This is a genomic window from Pseudomonas sp. R3-41, from assembly GCF_054161485.1.
Genome location: NZ_CP096421.1, coordinates 4,657,261 through 4,672,194, shown reverse-complemented (window position 1 = coordinate 4,672,194; position 14,934 = coordinate 4,657,261). Strand labels below are relative to the sequence as shown.

Here is a 14,934-nt window from a genome sequence, read left to right as displayed (position 1 = left end):
GCATGAAACCAAACGCCAACCTGACGCTCGAAGCTCTGATCGCAAGGGATTTGTGTATGCCGATTCCCTGCAGGTATTTTGAGGTTCAGAGTCGACCATGCAGTTTCTATCCCAGAATCACGGGTGCCCTGGATGGGGCGGTGAGATGGCCGGGCGTATCCGGGCGTTCGATTGGAGCCGAACCGAGTTGGGCGCCATCGAGCACTGGTCCGCCAGCTTGCGCAGCGCTGTCCAATTGTTGCTGGCTTCGCCCCTGCCGATGGTGATGTTGTGGGGCCGCCAGGGCTTCATGATCTACAACGATGCCTATGCCGAGTTCGCTGGCGGCCGCCATCCCTACCTGCTGGGGTGTGCGGTGGAGTTGGGGTGGCCGGAAGTCGCCGAATTCAACCGCCATGTACTGGACGTCTGCCTGGCCGGTGGCACCTTGTCCTACCGCAGCAAAGAGCTGGTCCTGTTGCGCGATGGCAAGCCTGAAGAGGTGTGGATGGATCTCTATTACAGCCCGGTGCCCGATGACGACCAGTCTCCAGCGGGCGTACTGGCGATTGTGGTGGAAACCACCGAGCACGTATTGACCGAGCGCGCCCGGCAAGCGGCCGAACGCAGTTACCGCGCGGTCAATGAGCGTATCCAACTGGCGCTCTCGGCCGGGCCATTGCTGGGGTCGTTCGTCTGGGACATCCAGGCCGACACGCTGTCGGGCGATGAGCGTTTCGCCCGTACCTTCAACTACCCACCCGACTGCTCGCTGGACGCGCTGCCAGTCGAGATCGCCCGCCAGGGCATCCACCCGGACGACCTCGATGAAGTCAACCAGCGGGTCGAACTGACCGTGCACACGGGCGCGCCTTACAGCGCCGAATATCGGGTTCGTCGCCTGGACGGTACTTACCGGTGGGTACTGGCCAGCGGTCGATGCGAGTTCGACGGGGCGGGCAAGCCCCTGCGTTTTCCGGGGGTGCTGATTGATATCGATGAGCGCAAGACGGCCGAAGCGTCGCTGCTCAAGTTCACCCGTGACTTGGAGCAGCGCGTCGCCAACGAAGTGCAGGCGCGGTTGGCCGCGGAAGAACAGTTGCGCCAGTCACAGAAGCTCGAGGCCATTGGCGGCCTCACCGGTGGCGTGGCCCATGACTTCAATAACTTGCTGCAGGTGATCGCCGGCAACCTGCATTTACTGGCACGCCACGAACGAGACAATGCCAATGTGCAACGGCGTGTCAGTGCCTCCATCGAAGCCGTGGAGCGGGGGGCCAAGCTGTCCTCGCAGTTGCTGGCATTTGCCCGGCGCCAGCCCTTGTCACCGGCGGTCTACAACCCTCGGCGCATCTATGAGGGCATGGGTGAGTTGATGCAACGGGCCCTGGGCGAAACCATCCGGATTGAAGTGAGCCTGCCCCAGGCGCCCTGGTGCATCCATGTCGATCGCAACCAACTGGAAAATGCCCTGTTGAACCTGGCGATCAATGCCCGTGACGCCATGGGCGGCGAGGGCACCATCCGCCTGCTCGGCGAGAACATCGTGCTCGATGAAGCGTTCTGCGCCGGCAAGGGAATCCCGGCCGGCGACTATGTCCGACTGTCGGTGATCGATTGCGGTGCCGGCATGCCGCCCGATGTCCTGCAGCAAGTGTTCGAACCGTTTTTTACCACCAAGACCGATGGCCAGGGCACTGGGCTTGGATTGAGCATGGTGTTCGGGTTCGTCAAGCAGAGTGGCGGCCATATCGAGATTTCCAGCGACCTGGGTGACGGCACGCGGGTGCGGATGTATTTCCCTCGAAGCCTTGCGCCTGAAGTAGGGGAAACCGAGCAACACGACGCGCTTCAGTCTGGCCGGCAAGAGACGATTCTGGTGGTGGAGGACAACGACGAGGTGCGCAGTGCGTCGGTGGACCTGCTGGAGCAGTCAGGCTATCGGACCCTCACGGCCGCCAACGGCGATGAGGCGATGAAACTGCTGCTGGACGGCACCGCGGTGGACCTGATTTTCACCGACGTGGTCATGCCTGGCCTGATCAAGAGTTCCGACCTGGCCGCCTGGGCCAAGGTGCAGAGCCCGCCGGTCCCGGTGCTGTTCACCTCGGGCCATACCCGGGACATCATCTCCCGAAACCATCAATTGAGCCCCGACACCCATCTGTTGAGCAAACCCTACGGCCCGGACGCATTGGCCCGGATGGTCAGGAGCGTGTTGGGCGGTTGATCGCTGCGTTTTAAACAAATGGAACCGAAGCCGTTGCGTCACCTTCGAATGTTCAAGACCGGTCAACCATCCGGCCCTGCCATGAACGAGGTGCCTATGAACGACGATCCCGCAAACACTCAGCCACAGACGCCGTCTGCGCGTAATGATCCGGCCATCGACCCTCAGGTTCCGGGCAAAGCGTCTGATGCCGAGCCAGTCAATCCTGCCGGAACGGACCAGGCTGACAGCGCCGCCTCTGAGGTCGATCAGAAGCAGCATCACCAGGACAATGACAACACCTTCAGCCCCGGCTTCAAGCCTGATCCGGACCGGCCGAAATCCGGTGAAAGCACGGATGCCGATATCGATACCGATGGGGGCTAGGCTGCTTGCCAAAGCGATGGGCAATCTGCATGCAGGTGACTGTGACGGCCTCTTCGCGAGCAAGCCCGCTCCCACAATGGTCTTGTGGTGAATATGAGACTCATAAGCGCCCAAGATCCCTGTGGGAGCGGGCTTGCTCGCGAAAGCGGTGGGTCAGCTTGAATCAATGTTGTCTGTGCCACCGTCTTCGCGAGCAGGCTCGCTCCCACAGTGGTCTTGTGGTCAATGCAAAACTCATGAACACCCAAGACTCCTGTGGTGAATATGAGACTCATGAACACCCACGATCCCTGTGGGAGCGAGCCTGCTCGCGATAGCGGTGGTGCTGCCTGCGTTTATTCAGCCTTGAAGCAATACACCGCCAGCTTGTTGCCATCCAGGTCCCGGGCATAAGCGGCGAAGGCGTTGTCCGCCCAGCCACGCGGGCCTGGCAGGCCTTCGCAGACGCCGCCGTTTGCCAGGGCGGCCGTATGGAACGCCTGGACCGCCGCGCGGTTCGGCGCTTCGAAGCTCACCGTCACACCGTTGCCGATGGTGGCCGCACTGCCGTTGGCCGGATTGAGGACAAAAAACGACGGCTTGTCGACGCCCCAGATGGAGCCGGCCTCGTTGAGGTCGGCAACACGCTTGAGGCCGATCTCTTTCAGGGTGGCGTCATAGAACGCACGTGCTTTTGCCAGGTTGTTGGTGCCGACGGTGACATGGGTAAAAACGGACATCTTGGTTTCCTTTCTTTGGGTCATTGGGTTTACGAGCGGATTTCAGAAATGAATGACGGTACGAATGCGACCGCAGCCCTTGGTTTCAAGGTCTGTGCTGACATGGAAAAGCATCGTGTTAGTTGCAACGCTATCTACTTGAGAAACGATGAACCTGTGGCGAGGGAGCTTGCTCCCGCTTGACCGGGCCGGCGCTCCAGTGCGAAGCACTCACAAAATGGGTCTGCTACGCAGCCCAGCGGGAGCAAGCTCCCTCGCCACGGGCTCATCGAACGTCTTGAATGCAACATCAGTCCTGACCCTGACGATCAGGGCAATATTTCAGATGTCCTTGACCAGCCGCAGCGCATCGTAGATCGCCGCGTGGGTATTACGTGCCGACACTGCGTCGCCGATCCGGAACAGCTGGAAGCGACCTTCGGGGTTGGTCACGATGTCCTGGGTTTTCCCGGCGATCAGGTTGTGCTGTTCGACCGCGCCGTTGTTGCTCGAATGCGGGCGCAGTTCGAAGTACAGGTCGTCCAGGGGCAGGGTGCCGTGGTTGACCACCACCTGATCGACCACGCGCTGTTTGTGCACCTGGCCGTAATCGCTGCCGAAGTTGGCGATCAGTTGACCGTCGCGCTTCTCTACGGAATCGACTCGATAGGTCACTGTGAAGGTGACGTTCAGGTCTTGCAGGCTGCGCATGTACGGCACAAGGTTCATCGCCATCACCTCCGGCGAAAACGACCGGTCCGGCGTGACGATCTCCAGTTTCGCACCGCTGTTGGCAATGACCTCGGCCGCCTGTAGCGCCGCGTGGTCGCCGGCGTCGTCGAAGATCAGCACGTTCTGGCCGGGTTTGACGTCACCGGAAATGATGTCCCAAGTCGACACCACCAGCTCATTGCCGTGCTTGAGCACCTCGGTATGGGGCAAGCCGCCCGTGGCGACGATCACCACGTCCGGCGCCTCGGCCATCACGGTCTCGGCTTCGGCCCAGGTGTTGAAATGGAACTTCACCCCCAGCCGTTCGCATTGCGCCATGCGCCAATCGATGATGCTGATCATCTCGCGCCGCCGCTCGCTCTGGGCGGTCAAGCGGATCTGTCCACCGGGCTGATCCGCCACTTCGAACACCGTGACGTCATGACCGCGTTCACCAGCCACCCGCGCCGCTTCCAGGCCCGCCGGGCCGGTGCCGATCACCACCACTTTGCGCTTGACCGACGCCTTCGGGATCTCATGGGGCATGGTGGTTTCGCGGCCGGTGGCAGCGTTGTGGATGCAGTAGGCGGCGCCGCCCTGGTAGATGCGATCCAGGCAATAGTTGGCGCCGACGCAGGGGCGGATCTCTTCTTCGCGTTTTTCAATGATCTTGCGCACGATGTGCGGGTCGGTCATGTGCGCGCGGGTCATGCCGATCATGTCCACCTTGCCGGAGGCGATGGCGTGCCGCGCCGTGGCGACGTCCGGAATCTTGGCCGCATGGAACGTCGGGAAACCGGTGGCCGAGCGAATCTCGCCAGCAAAATCCAGGTGCGGCGAATTGCGCATGCCCTGGATGGGGATCACGTCGGTGAGGCCGGCATCGGTATCGATGTGCCCGCGCACGACGTTGAGGAAATCCACCAGCCCGCTGTCCTTGAGCATGTGGGAGATCTGCAGGCCGTCGCTGGCGCCGAAGCCGCCAGGCAGGTCTTCATCGCCGGTGTAGCGCACCCCGAGCAGGAAGTCTTCGCCACAACGCTGGCGAATGCCACGCAGGATGTCGAAGGTGAAGCGCATCCGGTTTTCCAGCGAGCCGCCGTAGGGCCCGTCGAGATCGTTGGTCAACGGCGACCAGAACTGATCCATGAGGTGCCCGTAGGCCTGCAGTTCCAGGCCATCAAGACCGGCGGCCTTCATGCGTTCGGCGGCATCCACGTAATCCTTGATGATCCGGTCGATGTCCCAGTCTTCCAGTTTTTTCGGGAAGGCCCGGTGGGACGCTTCGCGGCGATGGGACGGCGAGACGACCGGCAGCCAGTCCGCCTTGTCCCAGCGTGTGCGCCGACCCAGGTGGGTCAGTTGGATCATCACTGCCGCGCCGTGTTCGTGGCATTCGTCAGTCAGGTCCTTCATCCATTTGACCACTTCGTCCTTGTACGCCAGCACGTTGTTGAACACCGGCGGGCTGTCACGGGAAACGGCGGCGGAACCCGCCGTCATGGTCAGCGCCACGCCAGCCTTGGCCCGTTCGACGTGATAGGCGCGGTACAAATCCTTCGGCATGCCGTCGACAGGATAAGCCGGCTCATGGGAGGTGGTCATGATCCGGTTCTTGAGGGTCAAGTGCTTGATCTTATAGGGCTGCAGCAGAGGATCGCTGGACATGGTGTTGCGCTCCGGGAACAGAACATCAGGCTTGGTTTGACATAACGGTATGTTGAATGTTCATGTGTGTCAACGATTGAGACACAGGTGTACATTTTTCTTGCGTGGCGGAAAAACCAGGATTACCATCCAGTCGAAACAGGGGTGCACCGGCTCGTGCGGCCGGCCATCTCGCATCGATCCACAGTGCAAGGGGGCTATGGGAAGAACCATGAAAGTGCTCGTTGCGGTAAAGCGTGCCATCGACCCGAATGTAAAAGTCCGGGTGAAAGCCGACGGTTCAGACGTCGAACTCAATGGCGTGAAGATGGCCTTGAACCCGTTCTGCGAAATCGCGGTGGAAGAGGCGATTCGCCTCAAGGAGAAGGGGCTGGCCTCCGAAGTGGTGGTGGTCTCGGTGGGCACGTCGGTGGCGCAGGAACAACTGCGCACGGCCTTGGCACTCGGTGCGGACCGGGCGTTGCTGGTCGAGACGAATGCGCTACTCGAACCACTCAACGTCGCCAAGTACCTGAGCAAAGTGATCGATCAGGAACAGCCGCAATTGATCCTGTTTGGCAAACAGGCGATCGACCAGGAGAACAACCAGGTCGGGCAAATGGTCGCGCAGTTGATCGGCAGCGGCCAGGCCACTTACGCCTCGGCCGTCAATCAGGTCGACGGGCAATGGGTCGTGGAGCGTGAGGTCGACGGTGGCAGCCAGGTGGTCGCCCTCGCCATGCCGGCCGTGGTGACCTGCGACTTGCGGCTGAACCAACCGCGCTATGCCTCGTTGCCGAACATCATGAAAGCCAAGAAAAAATCGCTTGAAATCATTGCCGCCGACACCTTGGGCGCGTGCGTGAAGGAACACGCTCGATTATTAGGCGTAGTGCCGCCGGCGGTGCGCAAAGCCGGGATCAACGTCGGTTCGGTGGCCGAACTGGTGGATAAATTGAAGAACGTTGCGGGGGTGATTTGATGCGCACATTGGTGATCGCCGAACACAGTGCAGGTCAACTGACGGCAGGTACATGGAGTGCCGTGACCGCCGCCCTGGCGTTGGGCGCCAAGACGGATTTGCTGGTGATGGGCGGGGCGGATGCGTCGGCAGTGGCGCAACAGGCAGCGCTGACCCAGGGCCTGGACCGGGTGCTGCTCGCACAAGGGGCGATGTTCGAGCATGCCCTGGCGGAAAATGTCCAGCCACTGATCACTTCGCTGGTGGCCGAGGGGTATACGCATGTCGTTGCCGACGCCAGCAGCATGGGACGCAATGTGCTGCCACGGGTCGCGGCCAGCCTGGATGTCGGCATGCTGTCCGACGTCACCCACATTGTTTCGGCGGACACCTTCCAGCGCCCCATTTATGCCGGCAATGCCATCGCCACCGTGCAGTCCCTCGATCCGATCAAGCTGCTCACGGTCCGCGCCTCGGCGTTCGCCCAGGCCTTGCCCCATGAACATCGCTGTGAAGTGGTGGCGCTGGAGGGCGGGCAAAGCGCAAGCAACGTGCGTTTCGTGAGCGAACAACTGACGGCCAGCGAAAGGCCGGATTTGTCGAGCGCCCGTGTCGTCGTGTCCGGTGGTCGCGGGATGCAGAGCAAAGAAAATTTCGCCCTGATCGAGCGAGTGGCTGACAAGCTTGGCGGCGCCGTCGGGGCCTCCCGTGCGGCGGTGGATTCGGGTTTTGCCCCCAACGATTTGCAGGTCGGGCAGACCGGGAAAATCGTCGCGCCAGAGCTTTACATCGCGGCGGGCATCAGTGGCGCCATTCAACATTTGGCGGGTATGAGCGGCTCAAAGGTCATTGTCGCGATCAACCAGGACGCTGAAGCACCCATCGCCCAAGTGGCGGATTACATGTTAGTGGCGGATCTGTTCGAAGCATTGCCGGCACTCGAAAAAGCGTTGTGAGTGCTTAACGAAAAACGCTGAACCCGTGGCGAGGGAGCTTGCTCCCGCTTGACCGGGCTGGCGCTCCAGTGCGAAGCGCTCACAAAAGGACTGCTACGCAGCCCAGCGGGAGCAAGCTCCCTCGCCACGGTTTGTCGACAGTCTTAAGGGAATCTGCATTACCAAAAGAGTTTCGCCAAAGGGCGGAGGAGGGCCGAGCGACCGAAATACATGAGCTGTTCCCATAACTAAAACTTATCCATGCATAACATTAAATCCCTTGAGGAGGGTGATAGCACTCTGCTCTGATGAGGGAACGTTAATTCTTCTGCTGCCCTGCCAATAACTATTAATACAGTACGCGGAGATGCACCATGATGACGTTGTCCAGTAAGACGTGTATCGGCTGGTTTGCCGGCCTGGCGATGGCCGCCAGCAGCCTGATGACCCACGCCGAGGAAGCCACGCCTATCCGCATCGGATGGGTGAATTGGTCGGATACGGAAATTGCCGTAACGCTGGCGGATACCGCATTGCGCGACCACTTGAAGCAACCGGTCAAATTGGTGCTCGCCGATATTGGCATTCAGTTCCAGGCCTTGGCCAACGGCAATATCGACCTGATCCCGATGGTCTGGCTGCCGAGCACTCACAAGGCGTTCTACGACAAATACCAGGACAAGCTCGAAGACCTTGGCGTGTTGTATGAAGGTCGGATCGGCATGGCGGTGCCAACGTCCATTCCCACCAGCGAGATTGCCAGTGTCGAAGACCTGAACAAGCCTGAAGTACGGGAAAAACTCGGCGGCAAGATCCTGACCTCGGAAGTGGGCAATGGCCAATACAAACTCACGGAAAAGGCCATCAAGGAATACAAGCTTGAGGGCTACAAGATGGTCGCCTCTTCGGAGTCCGGCATGTTGAGCGAGCTGGATCGCAACCTCAAGCGTGACAAATGGGCCTTGATCAACGCCTGGAGCCCGCACTGGATGTTCGCCAAGTGGCCGCTGCGCTACCTGGACGATCCGAAGCAGATTTTCGGGGGCGCCGAGCAGATCCATGCGGTGGCTCGCAAAGGCTTCAGCGCCGAACATCCCGATGTCGCCCGGTTCTTCGCCAACTTCAAGATCCCAAAGGCCGACCTCGAGAAGTTGATGGCGACCGCTCGTGACAGTTCGGCGGACAAGGTCGTTGCGGAGTATTACGCCGCCAACAAGCCGCGCTTCGAGGCGATGTTCGGCAGCCAGACCGCTTCCGCGACACCGGCCCAGTAATGGCCGTCATCCAATAGTTGTGTTGCCGTCCGATGCCCTTGTGAGGGGCATCGGCTGCATCGAATGAACATTCAGGCGATCCCCTTGAAGACCACCGCTTACCGTCGCTTTACCCTGGATGAAGCGGTCGGCTGGGTGAAGCGCCTCTGCGCAGCGAAGGGCTGCTCAGCCGCGGTTGCCCTCTCATTGGCCCACGCCACAGTGGCTGCGCAAGCGCGCGATAACCAGGCCGTGGGGTTCCGGCATCTTGCCGATTACTTGTCGGGCTTTTCCTCCGGACGCATCGATCCACGTGCCGAGCCAAGTATCTCCCGCGCTGGCGCGATGATCTTTAAATCCGATGCCCAAGGCGGAATTGCCCAGTTGGGGGTCGATCGCTGTTTCGATTCGCTGTGCCATGCCGCGCACGCCAATGGCATGGCCACGTTGAGCCAATGCAACAGTTTTACCAGCGGTGAGTTGGGCGACTACACGCTGCGGTTTGCCCAGGCCGGGCTGATTGCCTTGGCGGTCGCAAACGGACCGGCGCTGGTGGCCGTTCCTGGCGCCAAGGGCAAGACCTACTCGACCAACCCGCTCTCGTTTGCCGCGCCCTCGGCCGATGGCATCCCCTTGTTGTTCGACCAGGCCTGCAGTGCCGCGGCATTCGTGAACATCGCCCACGCCGCTTCGACGGGCAACGATATTCCCAAGGGTTGGGCGGTGGACCTGGAGGGCAACGGCACACGTAATGCCCTGGCGGCGCTGGGCGGTGCGCTGCTGCCTTTTGGCGGTCACCGTGGGGCCAACCTGATGCTCATGGTCGAGGTTCTGGCGGCGGGGCTCACGGGCGCCAACTGGTCGCTGGATGCGCCGGACTTCAACCAGGGAAACCAGACGCCTGGCTGTGGCCTGTTGATCCAGCTGTTGGCGCCGGATTTCTTTTCGGCGGGATTCGAGCTGCGGCTCTCAAGTCAACTGACCCGCCTGGCGCAGATGGGCGTCCACAGGCCGGGATGGGAACGGCAACATTCAACGGTCACCGCGCAGAATGATGGGATCAGTGTTCCCGTTGACCTGCTGGAACAACTGAGTTGTCTGTAAGCCGCTCCGATACGTCACTCGGGAAATGGGATCGAAACGATGATGAATAGCACTGAAAATCCAGCGTGGGGTCAGGACATTCTCCGCAGCGGCGACTCGCTCAGGTGTTCGCTTCAAAACATCCTGTCGGGCAGCGGCTGCGATGAGGCGCAAGCGCATGTCGCGTCCCTGAAGTCGGCCCAATGGACGATCAGGACGGCTGCGCAAGCTTCAAATGCACTGCCAGGCTTTTTGGCGTCCCACTTATCCGAGGCACTTGAAGCTGCGCCCAGGACCGATGATGATCTGCTGTCGATACGGGGTGCGTTAGGCACGCTCTTGCCCCATGTCACCTGGATGAATCGCCAGGCCCGGGCCGACCAGGACAGCGCTTTTGTGGAGCGGCATCGCCACGGGATGATCGCCGGCCCCGGAGGGTTATTTGAATGTTCCACCCTGACCTTGGGGTTGGCGCTCATGCTGCCCGAAACCTGCTACCCCTATCACCAACACCCGCCTGCCGAGTTCTATCTCGTTCTGTCGCCGGGCGAGTGGTATAGGGAGGCGGTGGGGTGGTGGAGTCCTGGCGCGGGAGGTTTGGTTTTCAACCCGCCCTCCTGTGTCCATGCAATGAAGTCGAGAGATGCTCCACTACTGGCCCTGTGGGGCTTGATGCACTAATGCCTCGTTATAAGAAGCGATGAACTCGGGTAATGATTGAGAGGAAGAGATATGGCGGTGACCACACAGGGCATCAAGTTGGACGAAGAGACGCGGGCCAGGCTGAAGTCCGCGTCGGCTAAGTTGGATCGCACCGCCCATTGGTTCATGAAAAAGGCCATTCTGAGTTTTATTGAAAAAGTTGAAGGTGGGGCGGGTATCGAAGCGTTCATGGCGGTCGAGCTTTTAGAAAAAGACACGCGGCGCCACAGCATCGCCCGTCGGCTGTGCAAGGATTGCGACACTGCCCATCTACAGCCTATCGAAGTCGCCCGCCATGAGTTGATGTAGGTTCTGCACGTTTGAGCTCCATCGACATCCGCTCACCGTCTACGCGGAGGCGGTGACGGTCCGGGAATGCGATGCGTACCCAGGCAGCGCTCATAGTTCGTGGCGACGTTCCCTCGACGGGGGGTAACCAAAAAAGGCGCTGTAGCATTTACTGAAATGCGGGGTTGAGACAAAGCCGCAGGCAATTGAAACATCGATGATCGCCAAGCGTGAATTCTGTATCAGGTGTTGGGCGCCTTTAAGTCGCAGTTCCAGGTAATAGCGCTGGGGAGGGACGCCCAATTGTTCCTGGAAAAGTCGTTGCACCTGACGTCTTGATAATTGAACACACTCGGCAAGTTGATCCGGGCCCAGCGGTTCCTCCAGGTTACTCTCCATCAAGGTGATGATTTCTCGTAGCGGGGCGCTGACCTTGCCGTCTTGCACCTGTACTGAAGTCCGAAACCTGGATTGGTCATGATCCAACAGGTCAAAAACCGCGTTCGCGACGTTCTGATCAAGCGCTTTGTAAAGCCACTTCATCATCATCTGAAAAGCGCCCGCGGGACTCGCCGCCGTGAGCCGGTCTCGATCGAATACCACGGCGTCCAACGTGACGTTCGTGTTAGGCGAAAATTCGGATAACGCGATCCGTTGTTCTGCGTGAACGGCACAGCGGTAGCCATCCAGCAGCCCGGCCTTGCCCAGATACCAGGCGCCATTCCATAACCCACCGAGCGCGATGGGCATGCTGGCGAGTTTGTTCAATAGTTTCACCAACCCATCAGGCACGACTCTAGGCGTGCGCAACCCTCCGCAGACAATCATCAGATCCAGGGCGGCGATCCTGATGTCGGTCAGGGGGGTATCCGGCCTGATAGGGATGGCCAGGTCGCTCATGACTTCGGAGTCGTTTCGACTGAATGTATGAACTTTTACCGAGCCTGGCCGGATCAGATTGGCCGTCACGAGCACGTCCAGGCATTGCGTGAAGCACGTCAGGGAAAAGTTCTCAAGCAAGAGAAAACCGATGCTTGATGGTTTATGGCTTTCAACTAAATGGCTCATCAATCAAGCTTCATATGCGCAGAAAGCTGTCGTCGAAGGGGTAATGCGTCAACAACTCATAGCCGGTTTCAGTGACCAGTAATTGGTTCTCCAACTTGATGCCATCGCGGCCACCCACTTCACCCACGTAAGCCTCGACACACAGGGCCGTGCCCGCTTGCAACTCGCCCTCGTATCCGTAGGATTCCAGGTCCTCCGGATAGCGGACACAGGGGTACTCGTCACACAGGCCAACACCATGGAACAGCACGCCGTACCGCTGGTCGCGGCAGGACTCGGGGAGCCGATGGGCCTTGGCGGTCAGTTCGGTAAAACGTACGCCCGGCTTGATCAGCTCGCTGTTGTGGCTGATATGGTCATGAGCAATTCGATACAGGCGTTTCTGTTCGGCCGTGGGCTCAAGTCCTCCACAAATCCAACTGCGGGACATGTCCACGCACATGCCGTAGGTGCCGATCAGATCGGTGTCGAACGACAACAGGTCGCCGTCGCTCAACACCCTTGGACCGGACTCCTGGAACCAGGGGTTGGTGCGGGGACCGGAACTGAGGATGCGCGTTTCGATCCATTCGCCACCACGGCGGATATTGCCGGAATGCAGGGCGGCCCAGACGTCGTTTTCGGTCGCACCGGCGCGCATCGCCTGGTGCATTTCGGCCACTGAGGCTTCGCACGCGGCCACCGCGCAGCGCATCGCCTTGATTTCATCCGGGCCTTTGATCATGCGCGCGAATTCGGTGACTTCCTGGCCGCTGCACATCTCGATCGCGAGGGCATCCAATGCGCGCACGCCGGCGACTTCGATTCGGTCTACCGCAAGGCGTCGGTTGGCTCCGGCGTGTTGGCGCAGCAATTCGTCGATTTGCGCGGCGAAATGCCTGGCGTGTCGATCGGTGTGCTCGCCGGTCTCGAAAAAGAAAAAAGACGCGCCGCTGCGCAATTCTGTAATCAGCGGCAAATGGGCGGAAAGGTGATCGCAGCCATGGAAGTCCCACAACACGACGTGCCCACTGGCGGCGACGAAGCAGGCCCGCGCGGGGTTATGGGCCGTCCATAACTGCATGTTGGTGGTGTCGGTCGCGTAGCGGATATTCAGCGGATCGAATAACAGAATGCCGCCCAGGTCACGGGCGACCAACTGATCAACCAGTCGTTGCAATCGATAGGTACGCAGGGTGGGCAAATGGGGCGGCTCCAGGCCCAAACGCTCCCACTCCGCGAACGCCAGGGGAGTGGGGCCTATTTCGACGCGGTCGTTGTCATTGACGGAGCCATCTTTTTTTAATGCGGTTGCGCGCTGCCTGGCCGGGTCGATGCGCCGAGCATTGGCTGGAATCGAAAAAGGTGAAGGGGTCATGATGGCGTCCAGTGTTCAGTCTGCTTGAGGTATTGCCCGCTGTGCCGGCCTCATCGCGAGCAAGCTCGCTCCCACAGGGTCATGTGTACGCCGGAGGAATGTGGGAGCGAGCTTGCTCGCGATGAAGCCAGTACAGCCGCCACAAAATCGCGATCTCGAACAGGTTACGAAGCATCTATCCAGATGGTTTTCAGCTCGGTGTACTGGTCGTGTGCCCAGACCGATTTGTCGCGACCACCAAAGCCAGACTCCTTGTAGCCGCCGAACGGCGTGGAAGCGTCGCCTTCACCGAAACAGTTGACCGTGACCACGCCCGCCCGAATCTCCCGCGACAGGCGCAAGGCATTGCGCAGGCTGCCGGTATAGGCGGAGGCCGCCAGGCCGTAGACCGTGTCGTTGGCCAGCTCGATGGCTTCGTCGATCGTGCTGAAGCTGGTGACGCTGAGGACCGGCCCGAAGATCTCCTCGATAAACAGGCGACTGTCACGCTCGACGCCATCGATGATGGTCGGCTGCACGAACACGCCGGACTCGGTCTCGCCCCCTTGCATCACATTGAGTTTGTGCTCGGCTGCGTATTCCAGATACGAACGTACTTTGTCGAAATGGGTTTTGCTGATCATGGCGCCGAGGCGATTTTCAGGATCGAGCGGGTCACCCATTTTCCAGTCGCGCAGATGCTTGCCGATCAGTTGCAGCAGCTCATCCTTGACGTCTTCATGGACTATCAGCCGCGAGGAGGCCGAGCAGTTCTCGCCCATGTTCCAGAACGCGCCGGCGGTCACATACTGGGCCACCTGATCGAGGTCTTCGCAGTCATTCATCACCACGGCGGGGTTTTTACCCCCCAGTTCCAGCACGACGCGCTTGAGGTTCGACTCGGACGCGTACTTGAGGAACAACCGGCCCGTGTCGGTCGAACCGGTGAAGCTGACCATCGCCACATCCATGTGCCGACCGATTGCCTCGCCAGCCTCGCGGCCGCCGCCCGGGGTAATGTTAAATACGCCTGCTGGAATACCGGCCTGATGGGCCAGCTCGGCCACACGCAGCGCGGTCAGGGTGGTTTCCTTGGCCGGCTTGACCACGATGGAACAGCCTGCGGCCAAGGATGGACCGATTTTCCAGGCCAGCATCAACAGTGGGAAGTTCCACGGCAGGACCAGGCCGACGACGCCGATCGCTTCGCGCACCACCAAGGTAACGGCACCGTGGCCGGTCGGCGCGGTGCTGTCGTACACCTTGTCGATCAACTCCGCATGCCAGCGCAGGGTATGGATCGTGTCGGGCACATCGACGTTCTGGCATTCGCTGACCGGCTTGCCGCTGTCCAGGCTTTCCAGCACGGCGAGTTCGTGGGCGTTGTCTTCCAGCAATTGGGCGAAACGCAGGAGCACCTGCTTACGTGCGCCGGGCGACAGCTTATGCCAGCGACCATCCTCGAAGGCTTGCTTGGCGGCGGCTACGGCAACGTCGACGTCACGGCTATCGCACGCCGCGATCTCGGCAAGCTGTTCACCCGTGGCCGGGTTCGTCGTGATGAAGGTTTTTCCAGAGAGGGCATCACGGAACTCGCCGTTGATGAACGCTTGGGTAGGAAATTTCAACTGGGCGGCGATGGCCGCGTACTGTTCTTTGCTCAGTAAATCAGCCATT

General features: G+C 60.3%; 13 protein-coding genes. 8 read left to right on the top strand and 5 right to left on the bottom strand.

Translation table 11 applies throughout. The annotated features are described in order from the left end of the window. Window positions 1-97: 97 nt before the first annotated feature. A complete protein-coding gene (locus M1D99_RS20000; protein WP_458130672.1) occupies window positions 98-2,209 on the top strand; it encodes an ATP-binding protein in 2,112 nt (703 codons plus the stop codon). A gap of 96 nt (window positions 2,210-2,305) precedes the next feature. Continuing rightward, window positions 2,306-2,575 (top strand): hypothetical protein, encoded by a 270-nt coding sequence (locus M1D99_RS19995; RefSeq protein ID WP_434571270.1) that lies wholly within the window; start codon window positions 2,306-2,308, stop codon window positions 2,573-2,575. 335 nt (window positions 2,576-2,910) lie between these two features. Here M1D99_RS19995 and M1D99_RS19990 read toward each other — a convergent pair whose 3' ends face one another. Next, entirely contained in the window at window positions 2,911-3,294 is a 384-nt protein-coding gene (locus M1D99_RS19990) for a VOC family protein (RefSeq protein ID WP_186708349.1), read from the bottom strand. Between the two features lie 321 nt (window positions 3,295-3,615). Further along, a complete protein-coding gene (locus M1D99_RS19985; protein ID WP_458130671.1) occupies window positions 3,616-5,652 on the bottom strand; it encodes an oxidoreductase in 2,037 nt (678 codons plus the stop codon). Window positions 5,653-5,863: 211 nt separating this feature from the next. Between M1D99_RS19985 and M1D99_RS19980 the strand changes: the two genes are divergently transcribed. From M1D99_RS19980 to M1D99_RS19955, 6 genes are all read left to right on the top strand, one after another. Next, a complete protein-coding gene (locus M1D99_RS19980; protein WP_458130670.1) occupies window positions 5,864-6,613 on the top strand; it encodes an electron transfer flavoprotein subunit beta/FixA family protein in 750 nt (249 codons plus the stop codon). Beyond that, the gene (locus tag M1D99_RS19975; protein WP_458130669.1) at window positions 6,613-7,548 is read left to right on the top strand and encodes an electron transfer flavoprotein subunit alpha/FixB family protein; all 936 of its coding nucleotides are present in this window, start codon (window positions 6,613-6,615) and stop codon (window positions 7,546-7,548) included. The genes M1D99_RS19980 and M1D99_RS19975 overlap by 1 nt, the downstream gene beginning before the upstream one ends. Window positions 7,549-7,901: 353 nt before the next feature. Then, entirely contained in the window at window positions 7,902-8,801 is a 900-nt protein-coding gene (locus tag M1D99_RS19970) for a glycine betaine ABC transporter substrate-binding protein (RefSeq protein ID WP_458130668.1), read from the top strand. Window positions 8,802-8,864: 63 nt separating this feature from the next. Further along, window positions 8,865-9,884, top strand: a complete 1,020-nt coding sequence (locus M1D99_RS19965; RefSeq protein ID WP_458130667.1) for an Ldh family oxidoreductase — start codon at window positions 8,865-8,867, stop codon at window positions 9,882-9,884. A gap of 39 nt (window positions 9,885-9,923) precedes the next feature. Continuing rightward, a complete protein-coding gene (locus M1D99_RS19960; protein WP_434571258.1) occupies window positions 9,924-10,544 on the top strand; it encodes a dimethylsulfonioproprionate lyase family protein in 621 nt (206 codons plus the stop codon). Between the two features lie 51 nt (window positions 10,545-10,595). Beyond that, on the top strand, window positions 10,596-10,874 hold the full coding sequence (locus M1D99_RS19955; RefSeq protein WP_186708361.1) for a transcriptional regulator: 279 nt from the start codon (window positions 10,596-10,598) through the stop codon (window positions 10,872-10,874). A gap of 90 nt (window positions 10,875-10,964) precedes the next feature. Here the strand turns inward: M1D99_RS19955 and M1D99_RS19950 are convergent, their stop codons facing one another. The 3 genes from M1D99_RS19950 to M1D99_RS19940 form a co-directional block, all read right to left on the bottom strand. Beyond that, the gene (locus M1D99_RS19950) at window positions 10,965-11,921 is read right to left on the bottom strand and encodes a GlxA family transcriptional regulator (protein ID WP_186708363.1); all 957 of its coding nucleotides are present in this window, start codon (window positions 11,919-11,921) and stop codon (window positions 10,965-10,967) included. 10 nt (window positions 11,922-11,931) lie between these two features. Continuing rightward, the gene (dddP, locus tag M1D99_RS19945; protein WP_458130666.1) at window positions 11,932-13,278 is read right to left on the bottom strand and encodes a dimethylsulfonioproprionate lyase DddP; all 1,347 of its coding nucleotides are present in this window, start codon (window positions 13,276-13,278) and stop codon (window positions 11,932-11,934) included. A gap of 164 nt (window positions 13,279-13,442) precedes the next feature. Beyond that, the gene (locus M1D99_RS19940; RefSeq protein ID WP_434571252.1) at window positions 13,443-14,933 is read right to left on the bottom strand and encodes an aldehyde dehydrogenase; all 1,491 of its coding nucleotides are present in this window, start codon (window positions 14,931-14,933) and stop codon (window positions 13,443-13,445) included. Window position 14,934 lies beyond the last annotated feature (1 nt).